This window comes from Azospirillum halopraeferens DSM 3675 (genome assembly GCF_000429625.1).
Lineage (GTDB): Bacteria > Pseudomonadota > Alphaproteobacteria > Azospirillales > Azospirillaceae > Azospirillum > Azospirillum halopraeferens.
Map to the genome: position 1 here is coordinate 1 of NZ_AUCF01000031.1, position 17,199 is coordinate 17,199.

Genomic DNA, 17,199 nt, shown 5'->3' on the forward strand with positions numbered 1-17,199 from the left:
GACCACGGGTTCTCCGCACCGTCGACGGTGCCGGTCTGCAGCGCCTGGTACACCTCGGCGAAGGCCATCTTCTGCGGCACGCCGCCGACCGCCTGGAACTGCGAAACCAGCACGTCGGAGTTCTGCACGCGGAACTTCATCCCCTTGGAATCGGCCGGCGTGCGCAGCGGCTTGTTGGCCGAAAGCTGCTTCATGCCGTTATGCCAGTAGCCCAGCCCGATGAAACCCTTCTTCTCCATGGACTTCAGCAGCTTCTTGCCGGCCTCGCTGGCCTGGAAGCGGTCGACCGCCTGAATGTCCTCGAACAGGAACGGCAGGTCGAAGACCTGGAGCTGCTTGGTGTAGCGGTCGAACTTGGACAGCGACGGGGCGATCAACTGCACGTCGCCCAGCGCCAGCGCCTCCATCTCCTTGGCGTCGCCGTAGAGCTGGGAGTTGGGATAGACCTCGACCTTGACCTTGCCGCCGAGCCGCTCCTCCACCAGCTTCTTGAACATCAGGGCGCCGTAGCCCTTGGGCGTGCTGTCGGCCACCACGTGGCTGAACTTGATCACGATGGGCTTCTGGGCCAGCGCGGGGCTGCTGAGCAGACCGACCACGGCGGCGGCGGCGAGGGCATGAAGAACGCTACGCATCACTGGGGTTCCTCCGGTTCTGATTCAGCCGTCCGACCGGTGGACGGCTGCACCCACCTTTGGCAATTCGTGTGCCATACGGAGAATCCGCGGCAGCATTGGACCGCCGGGGCCGGGGGCGTGCGGAATCCGCACAGCCCGGGTGTTCCCGTGTGTCCGCTTCACACAATCCGCTCCACATAAGGGGAAGGTGCTGCGCAACCGCATGGCTGCCCGGCTGCGGTGGATCGAACCCGCCGCCGGAATGTTACGGTTTCGTGACGGGCATTCGCATGTGGGGAGAACGGCGATTTCACCGACCCTGGTCCTGGTCGACGTCCTGGGGGCCGTCGCGCTGCTGCTGTGGGGGTTGCGGCTGGTCCGCACCGGCGTGTTCCGGGCGGCGGGGGCCGACCTGCGACGGTGGGTGGCGCTCGGAACGCGCAACCGGCTGTGCGCCTTCGCGGCCGGTCTGGCGGTGACGCTGGCGCTGCAAAGCAGCACCGCGACAGCCCTGATGGCCGCGGCGACGGCCGGGCAGGGGCTGATGGGCACCGCGGCGGCGCTGGCCGTCATGCTCGGCGCCGACGTGGGCACCGCCCTGGTGGCGCGCCTGCTGGCCTTCGACCTGCACTGGCTGTCGCCGGTGCTGATCCTGACGGGCGGGGCTCTGTTCGCCGGCTCCGGGGGCGGCGGCCGGGTGCGCCGCGCGACGGCGCGCACGCTGGTCGGGCTGGGGCTGGTGCTGCTGGCCCTGCGCCTGCTGGCCGAAGCGACGCAGCCCGTGCGCGGGTCGGACCTCATCCAGGGGCTGCTCGCCGCCTTGTCGGGGGAACCGGTGCTGGCCGTGCTGGTGGCGGCCGCGGTTACGGTGGTCGTTCACTCCAGCCTCGCCACGGTGCTGCTGACGGCGTCGCTGGCCGGCGGCGGGTTGCTCGACCTGCCCGGTGCCGCGGCGCTGGTGCTGGGCGCCAACCTGGGCGGGGCGGTGCCGGCGGTGCTGGCCACCGCGTCGGACGGGCCGGCGGCCCGGCGGGTGCCGCTGGGCAACCTGGCGATGCGCGCCGCCGGGGTGGCGGTCGCCCTGCCGCTGGTGTCGGGCTGGCTGGACGGGCCGGGCTCGGCGGAGGCGACGGTGCTGCTGCACGCCGGCTTCAACGCCGCCCTCGCGCTGCTGTTCCTGCCGCTGGTCGGGTCGGCGGGGCGGCTGGCGGAGCGGGCGCTGCCCGACGCCGACGCCGGCGAGGAGGGGCCGGGACCCCGCCACCTGGACGAGTCCGCGCTGGAGGCGCCGTCGGTGGCGCTGGCCTGCGCCGTGCGCGAGACGCTGCGCCTGGGCGATCTGGTGGAGGACATGCTGCGCCGCAGCCTGGAGGCGCTGCGCCACGGCGACGAGCGCACGATGGCCGAGCTGAGCCGCATGGACGACGCGGTGGACACCCTGCACACGGCCATCAAGCTGTACCTGGTCAAGCTGGGCCGCGAGCACCTGGACGAGGCGGACGGGCGGCGGGCCGGCGAGATCCTCGCCTTCGCCATCAACCTGGAGCACATCGGCGACGTCATCGACAAGAACCTGCGGGATCTGGCCGCCAAGAAGGCGCGCCGCGGCCTGCGCTTCGCGCCCGAGGACCTGCGGGCGGTGGAGGCGCTGCACGCCCGCACCCTCGCCAACCTGCGCACGGCGCTGGGCATCTTCCTGTCCGAGGACCGGCGCATGGCCCGCCGTCTCGTCGGCGAAAAGGACGCCGTCCGCCATCTGGAGCGCGCCGCCGCCGAAGATCACCTGGAGCGCATGCGCGCCGGCCGCGTCGAGGGGATCGAGGCCAGCGCCCTGTTCCTGGACGTCATGCGTGACCTCAAGCGCATCAACGCCCACGCCGCGGCGGTCGCCTATCCGATCCTGGAAACCGGCGGCGAGTTGCGGGGCAGCCGCCTGAAGACTCACACGGGCTTCGCGCCGCTGCGTAAGCGGGATGCATGAATCGCGACCGCGTCGGGCTTGATCCCCATGGCGCGGCGGGGTAGGACGAAGGGGCCATCGACCGCCTTTGCGGGTAACGTCGTCTCAGGAAACCCTGCCGTTGTCGACCCACGCGCTGCTTCCCGACCTGATCGGCAATACGGTCACGCCGGACACCGCCCGCTACGCCGCCATCCTCGGCCTGTCCCCGTCCCGCGGCGCGCGCTCGCCGCAGTTGTGGAACGCCGCCTTCGCGGCGATGGGGGCCGACGCCCGCATGCTGCCGATGGACGTGGCGCCGGACCGGCTGGAGGCGGTGGTCGCCGCCCTGCGGGACGATCCCCGTTTCATCGGCGGTGCGGTTGCCATGCCCCACAAGCAGGCGATCCTGCCCTTCCTCGACCGGGTGGAGCCCGAGGCCGCCGCCATCGGCGCCGTCAATGCCCTCTACCGCGACGGCGCGGCGCTGGTCGGCGCCAACACCGACGGCGCCGGCGCGCTGGCCCGCATCGAGGAGCTGATGGACGGCCGGTTGGGTTCGGCTCGCGTTCTGCTGATCGGCACCGGCGGCGCCGGCTGCGCCGTGGCCGCCTTCCTGGCCGGCCGGGTGGCGGCGCTGGCCCTGTGCAACCGCACCGCCGCCAGGGCGCAGGCGCTGGCGGCGACCCTGGAGGGCGCCGTGCGGGTGGTCCCCTGGCCGCCGACGACGGCGGATCTGGCGCAGACGGACGTGCTGGTGAACGGCAGTGCCGTCGGCTTCCGTGACGGTCCCCCCGGCACGCCCCTGGGTCCCGACGCGGCGGCGCTGCTGGCCGCGATGCCGGCGGACGCCCTGGTCTACGACGTCATCTACCAGCCGGAGGAAACGGAGCTGCTGGCGGCGGCCCGCGCGCGCGGCCTGCGCACGGCCAACGGGCTGGGCATGAACCTTGACCAGGCGGTGATCGCCTTCGCCAAGGCTTGTCCCGGCGCCCCGGACCGCGCCACGCTGCGCCGCATCATGGCGGAGGCGGGGTGATGAACATGATGCGCCCGCCGGCTGCCCGGACCATCCTGGTCTGCTCCCCCGCCGTGGCCGGGGACATCCGCGCCCTGCCGGGCTGGGCCGATCGCTTCGACGAGACGGTGGCCGGCGGTCTCGACGCGCTGGCCGGGCGTTACGATGTGCTGGTGCCCACCGACGACCCGCGCCGCCCGGTGTTCGCCGCCGCCGGTGCCCGCATCGGCTACCTGTGCACCGAACTGGCGGGGTTCGAGGCGGCGATGCGCCACCGGCCGGCCGGCGATGTGGTGTTCATGCCCTCGCCGCTGGCCCGTCTGGACCTGCTGGTGCGCGATCGCCGCACCCTGCGGGCGGCCCGCGCCCTGGTCCGCGGCACGGTGCTGGGCCCGGACGACCTGGAGGAGGAGGTCGGCGGTCCCGGCGTCGGCGCCGCCTTCACCGACCGGCTGGTCGGACGATCCGCCCTTTACGATCTGCCCGCCGGCGCTCCCCTGGATTTCGGCGTGGTGGGTTGAGCACACCCGGCCGGCACAACCGATACGGCAAGCCCGACTGAAGCCGCCCGTCAGGCGGCAGCAGCGGCCAATCTCCCGGAAGACCATTTCCCGGATGGTGAAATGCTGCGAACGCCGGCCGATGCCGGAGGCGTTCGCAGGCTAATGTTTTGCGTGCGCAACATTGCCGCGGTGCCCGGAGACTCCGGGGCTTGCGACAAATTGCCGGGTGCTCCAACGGCATTGCCATTAGAAAACTCTTCTTAATGGTCCCGCGCTACGATGGTGCGCCAAACAAACAAGTTGGAAAGCAAACAATGCTACGCATTCCGAACCGAAACCGCGGCGCCGCGTCCGGCGGTGGCGGTCGTCGGCTGCGGGTGTCGGGCTTCCTGATCCTTCTGGCGGCGGTCGTGGCGACGGCGCCCGCCGCGGCGGAGGACATCGACGACGACCTCCTGGCCAGCTTCCGCAAGATCGTTGCCCAGCCGGTGGTGCTGATCGCCGTGCGGGCGCAGAACGAGCGGCACACGTCCATGGACCAGGCGACCATCGACGCGCTCGACAAGCGCTGGCGCGCGGAAACCAAATCGGACGATCAGCCCCTGATCGCCCAGCTCATGGGCAGCCCCCTGTCGAACTACCTGATCAAGGTGAAGGCCGAATCCTACGGTCTGATCACCGAGGTGTTCGTGACCGACAACCTCGGCCTGAACGTCGGGCAGAGCAGCGTCACCACCGACTATTGGCAGGGTGACGAGGCGAAATACCGGAAGACGTTCCTGGTCGGGCCCGACGCCGTGCACCTGGCCGAGGTGGAGATCCACGCGGAGACCGGGACGCGGCGCCGGCAGGTGGACTTCACCGTCGTCGATCCCGACACCGGCAAGCCCATCGGCGCGGCCACCGTCGAGGTGGACCTGGATGAACTGGCCGAACGCCGCGCGAAGGCGACCAAGGGGTAAGCGCCTGCAGCGCCGACAATAAGGAACGGGGAGGGGGTGTTCGATGCGCAAGCGCATCAACGATATGACAATCGCCACCAAGGTGACGGCCGCGGTGTCGGTGGTGCTGCTGACCACCGCCGTCATGGGCGCCATTGCCTACACCCAGGTCGACGCCATCGAGGACAGCGTGGCCGCTACCGAGCGGGCCTACCAGGTCGTCGACGACACGGAACGGCTGATCGCCGAACTGGCGGATCAGCAGGCGGGGCTGCGCGGCTTCCTGTTGAGCGGCGATCCCGCCTATCTGGAGCCGTACCGCACGGCGCGTTCCGGCTTCGAATCGAGGCTGGCGTCCCTGAAGGCGCGCACCGCCGCCGATCCCGCACAGCAGGCGCGTCTCGCCCGGGCCGGGGAACTGGCGGAGCGGTGGCACGGCGAGGTGGCCGACCGCCAGATCCGCCTGATGCGCCATCCCGACACGGTGAACGAGGCGCGCATGCTGGAAGCGGTGGGGGCCGGATCGGCCCACACCGCCGGGGTGCGGGCGCTGGCCGCCGAGGTGGCGGCCGCCGAGAAGGAGCGGCTGAAGGCGAGCGCCGCCGCCCAGCGCGAGGCGTTCGCCTTCACCTACCGGGCCATCGAGGTGGGCGTCGCCATGGTCCTGTTGCTGGGGCTGGCGGTGGGCCTGCTGGCCCGTCGGCTGATCGCCCGCCCCATCGTCGACATGACCGAGCGCATGCGCCGTCTTGCCGACGGTGACAAGGACGTCGCGGTGGTCGGCCTCGACCGCCGGGACGAGATCGGGGCGATGGCGCACGCGGTGGAGGTGTTCAAGCAGTACGCCATCCGGGCCGACCGCCTGGCCGCCGAACAGGTGGCCGAGCATGCGGCCGAAGCGCGGCGTGCGTCCATCATGGGCGATCTGGTGCGCCGTTTCGAATCCACGGTCTCCGGCATCCTCGGCACCGTCGGCAGTTCCGCCCGCCAGCTCGACACCACTGCGCGCGACATGGCGGAGATCGCCGACCTGACCAGCCGGCAGGCCACCGCCTCCGCCTCCGCGGCCGAGCAGACCTCGGCCAACGTGCAGACCGTCGCCTCCGCGACCGAGGAGATGGCGGCCACCCTGCGCGAGATCTCCGGCCAGGTCAGCCGCTCCACCGACATCGCCGGCCGCGCCGTGCGCGAGGCGGAGGAAACCAACGCCACCGTCGGCGCCCTCAACGACGCGGCCCGGAACATCGGCGAGGTGGTGCAGCTCATCAACACCATCGCCGGGCAGACCAACCTGCTGGCCCTGAACGCCACCATCGAGGCGGCGCGGGCGGGGGAGGCCGGCAAGGGCTTCGCCGTGGTGGCCCAGGAGGTGAAGAACCTGGCCAACCAGACCGCCAGGGCCACCGAGGAGATTGCCGCCCAGGTGTCGGCCATGCAGCAGTCCACCGGTGGCGTGGTGGAGGCGATCCACAGCATCGGCCGCACCATCGCCGCCATCAACGAAGTGGCCACCACCATCGCCGGCGCCGTCGAGCAGCAGACCGCCGCCACCAACGAGATCGCCCGCAACGTGCAGGAGGCCGCGCGCGGCACCGACGCGGTGACCGGCAACGTCACCGAGGTGACCCGTGCCGCCGGCCGGGCCGGCGACGCGGCCAAGCAGGTGCTGGGGGCCGCCGACGATCTCGGCCGCCAGTCCGACACCCTGCGCCGCGAGGTCGAGACGTTCCTGGAGGGCATCCGGGCGGCGTGACGTCCGTATAGGGTCGGCGCTCCCTTCGGGCGGCGGGGCCCCGCCGTGGGGGCCCCGTCCGGAGAGGGCGGTGCATTCGGCCGCTCCCCCACGGCGCGCGGTGCGGCAACCCGGCGGCGTTCCCAGCTATGGCCTGTGCCAACACGGGAGAACCGCATGCAGACCCTACCGGACGCAGCCCGGGCCGGCATCGCGTCGCCGGCCGTCGCCCTGGCGGCGCAGGAGGTGGTGGACCGGCTGGCCGCCTATCTGGCCGGCTTGCCGCACGACCTGCGGGACGCCGCCCTTCAGGGCTACCGCAACATCACGTTGGCCCTGATGGCCAGCCGCGGTGTCGCCGATGCGGCGGCGGAACGGCTGGTGGACGGCGTGATCGCGCGCATCCGCGACCGGCTGGCCGCCATCGAGCAGGCGGGCGGCGGCGTGTCCGGCCGGGCGTGATCCGGCGCCGGCCGGGTCAGCGCTGCAACGCCGCCGTCCGGTCGGGCGCGCGGGGGCTGAGGATCATGGTGGCGCGCGGAATGAGGTCGACGTCGATCTCCACGCCGGTCAGGGCGTAACCGCTGTCCCGTTCGACCGCGTGCTCGCTGTCGGCGGCGGCGAGCAGCAGGTCGAGAAGGCTGCGTTCGAGCAGGCCGAAGGCGCCGCCCTCCATGGCGGTGCGGGCGATCAGATCCGCCCGTTCCTGCGCCGTCAGGCGCCGCTCGAAATCGAGATCCAGGGTGATGTCGGGCAGCGGCGAGAGCCCCACCGAAATCGTGTTGACCGAGAAACCCGCCTCCCCGACCAGGGCCTCCAGGGCCTCCGGTTCTTCCGCGATGCGCCGGGCGAAGCGGTGCAGGTCGTCGATGGCGATGTGCTCCTCCGCGCCGACCCAGCCCACCGCCGCCGCCGTCCAGGTCGCCACCGGCTGCCACAGCGCGGCGATCCAGTCGGGCAGTCCGGAGGGCGCGGCGGCCGGCTGCGCCGAAGCCGTGCCGGCGGCGGCGAGCCAGAGAGCGGCCGCCAGGGCCGGCGGACGCAGGGTGCGGAGCATGGCGGGGTCCCCTTCGCGAACGGTCGTGCCCGTCACCTTCCGACGGATAACCGCGGTTCGGCCAGAGGGAAACCCATGCGGACGGCATCGTGATGACGCCGCCTGTAAGCCTCTCCCGATCCATGCCGGGACCGGCCGGACATAATGGATGTGATCGTTTTCCGGCCGCATCAGCCCGCGTCCCCGGCCGCCGCGCCGGGGTGACGGAAGTCGACGGCGATGACGCGGCTGCGGGCGAACAGTGCGTCGCGTCCTGTCGCCGTCAGGCGGCAGACCAGCCAGTCCGGCTTGAGCGGGTTGGCGAACCAGCGCTCCGCCCAGCCGCGGTCCAGGCAGGCGCGGACGATGCGCGGGCGGACGCGCTGCCCCTCGTCGTCGAACAGCGGCAGCTTGCCGCCGGGCTGGTCGAGGCCGCGGCGCAGCCACGCCGCCTCCGTGTCGGTCGGCAGGCGGCGGTCGGCGGGAGTGGTCGGCGTGGCCATTGGTCGGTTCGGGCGGGCTGTGGCAAAGTCGGGACAGTTTACGGACGAACGGTGTCCGTTGCATCACGGAGGGTGGATCATGACGGCCGACGATCTCGTCTTCGTCTACATGACCGCCGCCTCGCCGGACGAGGCGGAGCGGATCGGCCGCGCCCTGGTGGAGGAGCGGCTGGCGGCCTGCATCAACATCCTGGGCCCCATGACGTCGATCTACCGCTGGGAGGGGGCGGTGGAGACCGCCGCCGAGGTGGCCTTCATCGCCAAGACCAGGGCGTCCCTGGTCGACACGCTCACCGCGCGGGTGAAGGCGCTCCACGGTTACGACGTCCCCTGCATCGTCGAACTGCCGGCCGGGCGCGGCAACCCCGACTACCTCGCCTGGCTGCGGCGGGAAACGGCGTAAGGGTCGGGGGCATGCCCGCCATGCGGCGGCGGCCATGGACGGGCGGCGGCGCTGCGTGAGAGTGTCGGCGCATCCATCCACGCTCGGAGACGTTCGATGACCGATAAGTCCGCTCGCCTCGCGGTCGGGTTCTCGTGGGTCGGGCACGCCCTGATGCACATCATCACGGGGCTTTTCCTGACGGTCGTCCTGGTGCTGGAGCGGGAATGGAACCTCTCCTACGACGAGCTGATCCGGCTGTGGACGCTCGGCTCCCTGATGATCGGGCTGGCGGCGCCGCTGGCCGGCTGGCTGGGCGACCGGTGGAGCGATTCGCGCATGATGGTCCTGTTCTTCCTGGGCACCGGCGTCGGGTCGATCGCCGCCGGCCTGGCCGACGGGCCGGACGCCATGTGGATCGCCCTGGCGGTGCTGGGGCTGGGGGCGTCGATCTACCACCCCATCGGCATGTCGTGGGTGGTCAAGAACGCGGCCAACCGGGGGCGGGCGCTGGGCTATCTCGGTCTGTTCGGCAGCGTCGGCGTGGCCCTGGCGGCGGTGGTGGCGGGCGGCCTGACGGAGCTGTGGAGCTGGCGCGCCGCCTTCCTGTTGCCGGGGGTGCTCAGCCTGCTGCTGGGGCTGGCCCTGGGCCTCTGCATCGCCGCCGGCCTGGTGGTCGACCGCCGCGGCGACGTCCGGCCGCAGCCACGGCCGGAACGGGGTGAGGTCATCCGCGCCTTCGTCGTGCTGTCGGTGACCATGCTGTGCGCCGGGCTGATGTTCAACGCCATGCAGGTGGTGCTGCCCAAGCTGTTCGAGGAGCGCCTGTCCGGCCTGCTCGGGGCGGGAACCCTGGGCATCGGCGGGCTGGTCACCGCGGTCTACCTGACGGCGGCGATCCCCCAGCTCATCGGCGGGCACCTGGCCGACCGCTACCCGGTCAAGCGCATCTACGTGCTGTGCATGATGGTGCAGGTGCCTCTGATGGCGGCCCTGGCGGTGCTGGCCGGGCTGCCGCTGGTGGGGGCGGCGGCGCTGGTGGTCATCGCCTCGCAGGTGCAGATCCCGGCGGAAAGCATGCTGCTGGCCCGCTACACCCCGGCCCGCCATCGGGGCCTGGCCTTCGGCGCCAAGTTCATCCTGTCCTTCGGCGCCGGTCCCCTGGCGATCCTCATGGTCGCCTTCTTCTACGAGCGGTACGGCGAGTTTCACATGCTGTACACCACGCTGTCCCTGCTGGTCGCCGTCTCGTTCCTGGCCGCCCTGCTGCTGCCGGGCGAGCGTGCGGCGCCCGTCGAGGAGCCCGCCCCCGCCCCCGTCCCGGACGCAACCGCGGTGCCGGCCGGCGGCGACTGAGCCGGCCCCGATCGCTCAGATCCGGTACAGCCAGCCGACGTAGGGCAGGGCGGCCACCGCGCTGTCCACCGACAGGTTGCCGCTCCACGGCAGCAGCCAGGCGTCGGCGATGCCGTCGGCGCGGGCAAGGCGCAGCCGGCGCAGGGCATCGGTGCGGTCGGCGGGGCGGATCACCACGCGGTAGCGCGGGCGGCCGTCCACCGTCGCCTCCACGATGCCGGCGGCATCGTCGCCCAGACGGCGGCGATGGGTCTCCGCCAGATCGCGGCGCGGGAAGCTGCCGACCACCACAAGCAGCCGGCCGGTGCCCGACTCCACCGTGGCGCGGGCGAGGCTGCCCGGCGGTTCGGCCGGCGGGGCGGGTTTGGCGGCGGGAAGGACGGCCACCTCGGTGCGGGTGCCGGCTGTCCGTACGGCCGGCGGCACCGCGGCCGGGGCGGCGGGCGGTGCGTCCGGCGCTGTGGCCGTTGCCGGCGCGTCGTCGGTCAGGCTGAGCGCCGCGCCGGGCGCGTCGGCGACCTGCACCGGTGCCGGTGCGGGCCGGCCGATGCGGCGGGGGTCCGGCCCTTCGGCACCGGTGGCGGCGTCGGGGGCCACCGCCTGCACCTCGCGGGTCACGGCGACCAGCAGTTGCGGCGGCGGCGCATCCTCGCACAAACGGCCGTTGCGCACCACGTTCAGCAGGCCGCAATCCCGCTCCGCCACCGCCGAAATGACATGGTCCGTGGCCGACTTCTCGGTGCGCAGCACCAGCACCGTGTCCACATAGAGCGAGGCGGCGCTGATGACCACGGGGATACCGGCGCAGCCGGCCAGGCCGAGGCTGGCGGCCGTGGCGAGCGCGACGGTTCGGACAGTCTTCATTCCCGCATCCCCCATGCGGCCGAGCTTACCCCGGAAGGGTCACCCGGATTCTCAGCACTGTCAAGCATTCGCCTGAAAATGCGGGGAGAAGGGCCGGGGGTGGCGCCGCGCGGCGCCACCCCCCGTCGACCCCCGGCCGGATCAGCCCGCCGCTGCGGCCAGGGCGCGGTCGAGGTCGGCGATGATGTCGGCGGCGGTCTCGATGCCGATGGACAGGCGGATCACCTCCGGCCCGGCGCCGGCCATCGCCTGCGCCTCGGGCGGGAGCTGGCGGTGGGTGGTGGAGGCGGGGTGAATGATCAGCGAGCGGCTGTCGCCCAGGTTGGCGACGTGGCTGAACAGCTCCACGCTTTCCACCAGCTTCACGCCCGCCTGGTAGCCGCCCTTCAGGCCGAATGTGAAGACCGATCCGGCGCCGCCCGGCAGGTACTTGGCCGCGGCGGTACGGTATTTCGACGACTCCAGCCCGGCGTAGCTGACCCAGGCCACCGCCGGGTGGCCTTCCAGGAAGCGCGCCACCGCCAGCGCGTTGGCGCAGTGCCGCTCCATGCGCAGCGGCAGCGTCTCGATGCCGTTCAGCGTCAGGAAGGCGTTCAGCGGCGCCTGCGACGGCCCGAGATCGCGCAGCCCCACGGCGTGGCCATGGATTGTGAAGGCGAGATGGCCGAACGTCTCGTGGAAGCGCAGGCCGTGGTAGCCGGGCTCCGGCTCCGTCAGGGCCGGGAACTTGCCGTCCTTCGACCAGTCGAAGGCGCCGCTGTCGATCACCACGCCGCCCAGCGAGGTGCCGTTGCCGGACAGGAACTTGGTGGTGGAGTGGACGACCAGCGTCGCCCCCCATTCGATGGGGCGGCACAGGTACGGGGTGGCCAGCGTGTTGTCGACGATCAGCGGGATGCCCGCGTCGGCGGCGATGCGGCCCAGCGCCTCCAGGTCGCTGACGACGCCGCCGGGGTTGGCGAGGCTTTCGCAGAAGATCGCCTTGGTCTTCGGCCCGATGGCCCGCTTCACCGCGTCGAGGTCGTCGAAGTCGACGAACGAGGCGTTCCAGCCGAAGGCGCGCGGGAAGCTGTTGCGGAACTGGTTGATGGAACCGCCGTAGAGCTTGTTGGACGACACGAAGTCGTCACCCGGCGCCATCAGCGGGAACAGCGCCATCATCTGTGCCGCGTGGCCCGAACCGGTGCAGGTGGCGCCGGCGCCGCCCTCCAGGTTGGCCATACGCTCCTCCAGCGCCGACACCGTCGGGTTGGTCAGGCGCGAGTAGATGTAGCCAACCTTCTGCAGGTTGAACAGCGACGCCGCGTCGTCCGCATCCTCGAACACGTACGCCGTGGTCTGGTAAATCGGCACCTGGCGCGCGCCGGTGGCGGGATCGGGTGCGGCGCCGGCGTGGATGGCGCGGGTCTCGAAGCCGAACGTCTTCTGATCGCTCATGTGGCGGTTCCCTCTGGTCCGTTTCTTTGGTTCAGATCAGCTTTTTGAAGGTCTTGGTCGGACGCCGGGCGCCGAACAGGACGTTGGAGTTGATGCCGATGCGGCCGATCTCCCCGAACAGGCGCTGGTACTCGATCTTGGGGCAGCGGTTCATGACGGCGGTCAGGCCGGCGGCCTCGGCGCGCGCGGCCGCCTCGTCGTTGCGCACACCGAGCTGCATCCACACCACGCGGGCACCGGCCGCGATGGCCTCGTCGACGATGCCGCCGGCGGCTTTGGCGTTGCGGAAGATGTCCACCATGTCCGGGGCCTCCGGCAGATCGGCCAGCGAGGCGTACACCCTCTGGCCGAGGATCGTCCCGCCGGCCAGCTTCGGGTTTACCGGGATCATGCGGTAGCCCTTGTCCATCAGGTACTTCAGCACGAAGTAGGAGGCGCGTACGGGGTCGTCGCTGGCGCCCACCAGGGCGATGCTGCGGACCCGCCCGAGAACGTCGCGGATGAACGCGTCGGTGTATGTGTCGTGAGTCACGCTGTCTGTCCTCTGCGGCCCGGTCACCGCCCGCACCACACGGGCGTACGCTTGTCGAGGAAGGCGTCGATGCCCTCCTCGGCGTCGCGGGCCAGCATGTTGCGGGTCATCACCTCGGACGCGTAGGTGTACGCGTCCTCGATCGGCAATTCGATCTGGCGGTCGAACGCCTCCTTGCCGATGGCCAGGGTCAGCGGCGACTTGGCGGCGATGCGCGCGGCCACACCGTACACCGTCTCGTCCAGCCGGTCCGCCGGCACCACCCGGTTGACCAGGCCGATGCGCACGGCTTCGGCGGCGTCGATGGCGTCGCCGGTCAGCAGCATCTCCATGGCCGCCTTGCGGCCGACCGCGCGGGACAGCGCCACCATGGGGGTGGAGCAGAACAGGCCGATGTTCACGCCCGGCGTGGCGAATCGCGCGCCCTCGGCGGCGTAGGCGAGGTCGCAGGTGGCGACGAGCTGGCAACCGGCGGCGGTCGCCATGGCGTGGACGCGGGCGATCACCGGCTGGCGGATGCGCCGGATCGTCAGCATCAGGGTGGCGCAGGTGCGGAACGTCTCGGCGAAGAAGGCTTCGCCGGCGTTGGCGCGCATCTCCTTCAGATCATGGCCGGCGCAGAACGCCGGGCCGGCGCCGGCCACCACCACCACCCGCACCGCCGGATCGGCCGATACGGCCTCCAGTTCCGCGGTCAGCGCGCGCATGGTGGCCAGCGACAGGGCGTTGCGCGCCGCCGGCCGGTCGAGGGTCAGCGTGGCCACACCGTCGCGGTCTTCCCGCCGGACCGGCGGGGCCTGCGCTGCGGCGGACGGGCCGGGTGCGCTCATGGACGGTCTCCCCCTTGTGGCGTGGTCGGGGCGTCGGCGTCCCCGCCCGGGTGACGGCATCTGACGGCATGCCGCGGCAAAGTGCAAGGGGGCTGCACCGCCGCACCCGGATACAACAAATGCATAATGTGAAAGAGGCGCATCGACCGGATCTGACGGCCCTTCGGCAATGAACACTCACCGTGCCGTGATAGCCTGTTCCGACTGTTGCGCCGGCCCGTGGATTGCCCGCACACTGAGCGGGGATTCGGCGTGAACGGGTGGGAGGTGGCGGTGGAAGGGATGGACGCTGCGGCCGGGGCGATCGACTGGCGCGCCGTGTTCAGGGCGAATCCCGCCGCGACCTGCGTCCTGGCGGCGGACGGATGCGTGGTCGACGCCAACGCGGCCTTTTGCGATCTGGTCGGCACCCCTCTTCCGGCGCTCGCCGGACGGCCCTTCGACCGGCTGAAGGCGGTGGGCGGGCCGGGCGGGCGGCCGTGGTCGGCCGACGTCACCGGCCGCGGCGTGGCCATCCTGGAGCGGACGGACGGCACGCTGCACGACGTCATCTATGCGGTGTCGGAATCGGGCGGCGGCGGGTGGCTGCTGGTGCTGTCCGATGCGGTGCCCGAGGGTTGTCCGGCTTGCCTGATCCATGGCAGCCGCGAAAAGTTCCGCCGGGCCGTCGACGATCTGTCGGAGCTGATCTGCCGCTGCACGCCCGACCTGGCGATCACGCTGGTCAACCGGGCGTTTGCCGATCTGAACGCGCTCACGCCGCCGCAGATGATCGGCCGCGATCTGGCCGTCCACCTGCCGGGCCCGGTGGTCGACGCGGTTCGCCGGTTCGTGGCCGAAGCGACGCCCGACGCGCCGGTGGCGGCCGTGGAGGAGGCGTTGCCGCACCCGGACGGCACCGTACGCTGGGTGGCGTGGCGCTGGATGGCGCTGTTCGACGGCTCCGGCCGGCTGGCGGCGATCCAGGCGGTGGGACGCGACACCACGCAGCGCCGCCTGGCGGAGGAGGAGCGCCTGCGCCTGGCCGCCATGGTCGATCGCAGCCCGGTGGCCGGTCTGGCCTGGCGGGTCGAAGGGCGATGCCCCATCGAATACGCGACGTCCAACGCCGGGCGGGTTCTCGACCGCGACCCGCAGGATGTGCCGGGCGTCGGGCTGCTCGACCTCGTCCACGCCGATGACGCGGCGGCCCTGGCCGCCTGGGTGGCGGCCGTTCCCGCGGAGCCGGCGCAGCCGACCACCACGGTGCGTCTGGCGACCGACGCCGGGGCGGCGGAGCGGTGGGTGACGATCCGCGCCTGGCGCAGCGGGCCCGGACGCATGGAAGGGGTGCTGCTGGACGTCACCGGCCAACGGGCGGCGACCCTGGCGCTGCGCGAGCGGGAGCGGCGTTTTGGCGCGATCTTCGACCACATGGTCGGATTCATCGGCCTGCTGACGCCCGACGGGCGCATCATCGAGGCGAACCAGACCGCCCTGCGCCTGGTCGGCGCGACGGAGGCGGACGTGCTCGGCCAGCGGTTCTGGGACACGCCATGGTGGTCCCATTCCGAGACCGACCGCGAGCGGCTGCGCGACGGCATCATCCGGGCGGCGGCGGGGGAGCTGATCCGCTTCGAGACGACCCACCGCGCCCGGTCGGGGCGGCTGGTGCACGTGGATTTCTCCCTGCGGCCGATCCTCGACGACACCGGGTCCGTGGTGCTGATCGTGCCCGAGGGCCGCGACGTCACCCACCTGAAGGAAACCGAGGCGGCGCTGCGCGAGGCCAAGCGCGAGGCCGAGGCCGCCAACCGCTCCAAGACCCAGTTCCTCGCGGTGATGAGCCACGAGCTGCGCACCCCCCTCAACGCCATCCTCGGCTATTCGGAGATCATGCAGGCGGGAATGTTCGGCCCGGTCGGCTCGCCCCGCTACCAGGGGTACGTGGACGCCATCCATGCGTCCGGCCGCCATCTGCTGGAGATCATCGACGACATCCTGGAGATCTCCCGCATCGAACTGGGCGTGCTGGAACTGAACGAGGAGCCGGCCGTCGTCGCCGACCTGATGGCGCGCGCCGGCCAGATCCTGGCCAACCGTGCGGCGGAGGCCGGCGTGAACCTGGACGTCGCCGTCGACGCCGAGCTGCCGCTGCTGCTGTGCGACGCCCGGCGCGTCATCCAGATGCTGGTGAACCTGGCCTACAACGGCATCAAGTTCAGCCGCCGCGGCGACACCGTCCACCTTGCCGTCCGCCGGGCGGCCGACGGCGGGATGACCTTCGCCGTCCGCGACACCGGCCCCGGAATCCCGCCGGAGGACATGGAGCGCATCTGGGAGCCCTTCGGCCAGGCCGGCAACGCCGACACCCGGTGTGCCGGCGGTGTCGGCCTGGGGCTGACCATCACCAGGGCACTGATCGAGGCGCACGGCGGCACCATCGCCCTCACCAGTGCGCCGGGAACGGGCACGACGGTCACGCTGGCGTTCCCGCCGGGACGCTGCCGTGCCGGCGCGCCCGAGGCCGGGGCGGCAGCGGGAGCGTAGGGCGCGGCCGTCACTCCCGCCGGCCGGACCGTGCGCGCGCCTGCTCGCGATAGAGGATGTAGACGCCGCTGGCGACGATCACCGCGGCCCCGGCCAGCGTCAGCAGGCCCGGCACCTCGGCGAAGATGACCAGGCTCCACAGGGTGGCCCACACCAGCGTGGTGTAGCCGAAGGGCGCCACCACCCCTGCCGGCGCCGCGGTGTAGGCGCGGATCATGCAATAGTGGCTGCCCGCACCCAGCACCCCCAGCAGCACCATCAGCGCGGCCCCGGTCGCGTCCGGTGTCACCCAGACGAAGGGCAGCGCCAGCGAGCACAGCACCGTGCCCACGATGCTGGTGTAGAAGAAGGTGGTCAGCGTCGGGTCGCTGGTCTTCAGCATCCGCGTCACGATCTGGTAGAGCGCGTTGGCCAGCGCCGCACCCAACGGCAGCAGGACGGTCCACTGGAACATGCCGGAGGCCGGCCCGATGATCATCATGGCCCCGGCGAACCCCACCAGCACGGCCAGCCAGCGCCGCCATCCCACCCGTTCCCCCAGCAGCGGGATCGACAGAACGGTGATCAGCACCGGCGTGGCGTTGAGGATGGCGGTGACGTCCACGAAGGGCAGGATGCCCAGCGCCGTCGTGGCCAGAAGGGTGATGGTGAGCAGCAGCAACGAACGCACGAGCTGCAACCCCGGCCGGCGCGACACCATCAGCCGCGGCGACTGCCAGCCCACCAGCACCGCCGCCAGCGCCAGGTGCACGGAGAAGCGGGCCCAGGCGACCTCGGGCACCGGATAGGACTGGACCAGCATGCGGGTGATGGCATCCTGGCTGACGAACAGGAAGGTGGTCGCGACCATCCAGGCGATGCCCGCCCGCGTCGCCGCGCGCGCCGTCTCGGCCGGCGCGGCCACTCTCTCCAGGGAATCCACGATGTCGGCATCCTGATGGTGTCGGCTGCTCACCGTACTGGTATGGCAGTCGGGCCGA

At 71.8% G+C, this 17,199-nt stretch carries 17 protein-coding genes; 9 read left to right on the forward strand and 8 right to left on the reverse strand.

Annotated elements, in window-relative coordinates; translation table 11 throughout:
- Positions 1-635 (reverse strand): DctP family TRAP transporter solute-binding subunit (locus G472_RS34675; protein ID WP_035693293.1); only part of this gene is annotated, 635 nt, incomplete at its 3' end.
- A gap of 274 nt (positions 636-909) precedes the next feature.
- On the opposite strand from G472_RS34675, the gene G472_RS0120885 reads away from it, so the two are divergent.
- The 6 genes from G472_RS0120885 to G472_RS0120910 all read left to right on the forward strand — a co-directional run bounded on the left by G472_RS0120885 (position 910) and on the right by G472_RS0120910 (position 7,212).
- Entirely contained in the window at positions 910-2,598 is a 1,689-nt protein-coding gene (locus G472_RS0120885; RefSeq protein ID WP_245593544.1) for a Na/Pi cotransporter family protein, read from the forward strand.
- Positions 2,599-2,698: 100 nt separating this feature from the next.
- Entirely contained in the window at positions 2,699-3,595 is an 897-nt protein-coding gene (locus G472_RS34680; RefSeq protein ID WP_051341099.1) for a shikimate dehydrogenase family protein, read from the forward strand.
- Positions 3,595-4,095 (forward strand): SAF domain-containing protein, encoded by a 501-nt coding sequence (locus G472_RS0120895; RefSeq protein ID WP_029009930.1) that lies wholly within the window; start codon positions 3,595-3,597, stop codon positions 4,093-4,095. The genes G472_RS34680 and G472_RS0120895 overlap by 1 nt, the downstream gene beginning before the upstream one ends.
- Positions 4,096-4,391: 296 nt before the next feature.
- Positions 4,392-5,039: a hypothetical protein gene (locus G472_RS0120900; RefSeq protein ID WP_156927198.1), complete on the forward strand. Its 648-nt coding sequence runs from the start codon at positions 4,392-4,394 to the stop codon at positions 5,037-5,039.
- A 43-nt stretch (positions 5,040-5,082) separates the two neighbouring features.
- Positions 5,083-6,771 (forward strand): methyl-accepting chemotaxis protein, encoded by a 1,689-nt coding sequence (locus G472_RS0120905; RefSeq protein ID WP_029009932.1) that lies wholly within the window; start codon positions 5,083-5,085, stop codon positions 6,769-6,771.
- 156 nt (positions 6,772-6,927) lie between these two features.
- The gene (locus tag G472_RS0120910; RefSeq protein ID WP_029009933.1) at positions 6,928-7,212 is read left to right on the forward strand and encodes a hypothetical protein; all 285 of its coding nucleotides are present in this window, start codon (positions 6,928-6,930) and stop codon (positions 7,210-7,212) included.
- Positions 7,213-7,228: 16 nt separating this feature from the next.
- Here the strand turns inward: G472_RS0120910 and G472_RS0120915 are convergent, their stop codons facing one another.
- Together G472_RS0120915 and G472_RS34685 are read right to left on the reverse strand one after the other, a co-directional pair.
- Positions 7,229-7,807, reverse strand: coding sequence for a hypothetical protein (locus G472_RS0120915; protein ID WP_029009934.1), 579 nt, complete (start codon positions 7,805-7,807; stop codon positions 7,229-7,231).
- A gap of 170 nt (positions 7,808-7,977) precedes the next feature.
- Positions 7,978-8,289 (reverse strand): hypothetical protein, encoded by a 312-nt coding sequence (locus tag G472_RS34685; RefSeq protein WP_051341100.1) that lies wholly within the window; start codon positions 8,287-8,289, stop codon positions 7,978-7,980.
- A 79-nt stretch (positions 8,290-8,368) separates the two neighbouring features.
- On the opposite strand from G472_RS34685, the gene cutA reads away from it, so the two are divergent.
- The gene (gene cutA, locus G472_RS39840; protein ID WP_029009935.1) at positions 8,369-8,692 is read left to right on the forward strand and encodes a divalent-cation tolerance protein CutA; all 324 of its coding nucleotides are present in this window, start codon (positions 8,369-8,371) and stop codon (positions 8,690-8,692) included.
- A gap of 96 nt (positions 8,693-8,788) precedes the next feature.
- On the forward strand, positions 8,789-10,027 hold the full coding sequence (locus G472_RS34690) for an MFS transporter (RefSeq protein WP_035693296.1): 1,239 nt from the start codon (positions 8,789-8,791) through the stop codon (positions 10,025-10,027).
- 15 nt (positions 10,028-10,042) lie between these two features.
- On the opposite strand, the gene G472_RS40665 is transcribed toward G472_RS34690, so the two are convergent.
- The 4 genes from G472_RS40665 to G472_RS0120950 form a co-directional block, all read right to left on the reverse strand.
- Positions 10,043-10,891, reverse strand: coding sequence for an SPOR domain-containing protein (locus G472_RS40665; protein ID WP_029009936.1), 849 nt, complete (start codon positions 10,889-10,891; stop codon positions 10,043-10,045).
- Between the two features lie 141 nt (positions 10,892-11,032).
- Positions 11,033-12,328 carry an O-acetylhomoserine aminocarboxypropyltransferase gene (locus G472_RS0120940; protein ID WP_029009937.1) on the reverse strand — a complete coding sequence of 432 codons (1,296 nt, stop codon included), beginning with the start codon at positions 12,326-12,328 and terminating at the stop codon, positions 11,033-11,035.
- Between the two features lie 31 nt (positions 12,329-12,359).
- A complete protein-coding gene (locus G472_RS0120945; RefSeq protein WP_245593545.1) occupies positions 12,360-12,860 on the reverse strand; it encodes a CoA-binding protein in 501 nt (166 codons plus the stop codon).
- A gap of 23 nt (positions 12,861-12,883) precedes the next feature.
- Positions 12,884-13,690: an enoyl-CoA hydratase gene (locus G472_RS0120950; protein ID WP_029009939.1), complete on the reverse strand. Its 807-nt coding sequence runs from the start codon at positions 13,688-13,690 to the stop codon at positions 12,884-12,886.
- A gap of 252 nt (positions 13,691-13,942) precedes the next feature.
- On the opposite strand from G472_RS0120950, the gene G472_RS37470 reads away from it, so the two are divergent.
- A complete protein-coding gene (locus tag G472_RS37470) occupies positions 13,943-16,219 on the forward strand; it encodes a sensor histidine kinase (RefSeq protein ID WP_051341101.1) in 2,277 nt (758 codons plus the stop codon).
- A gap of 10 nt (positions 16,220-16,229) precedes the next feature.
- Here G472_RS37470 and G472_RS34700 read toward each other — a convergent pair whose 3' ends face one another.
- Entirely contained in the window at positions 16,230-17,141 is a 912-nt protein-coding gene (locus G472_RS34700) for a DMT family transporter (RefSeq protein WP_245593546.1), read from the reverse strand.
- Positions 17,142-17,199: the final 58 nt, after the last annotated feature.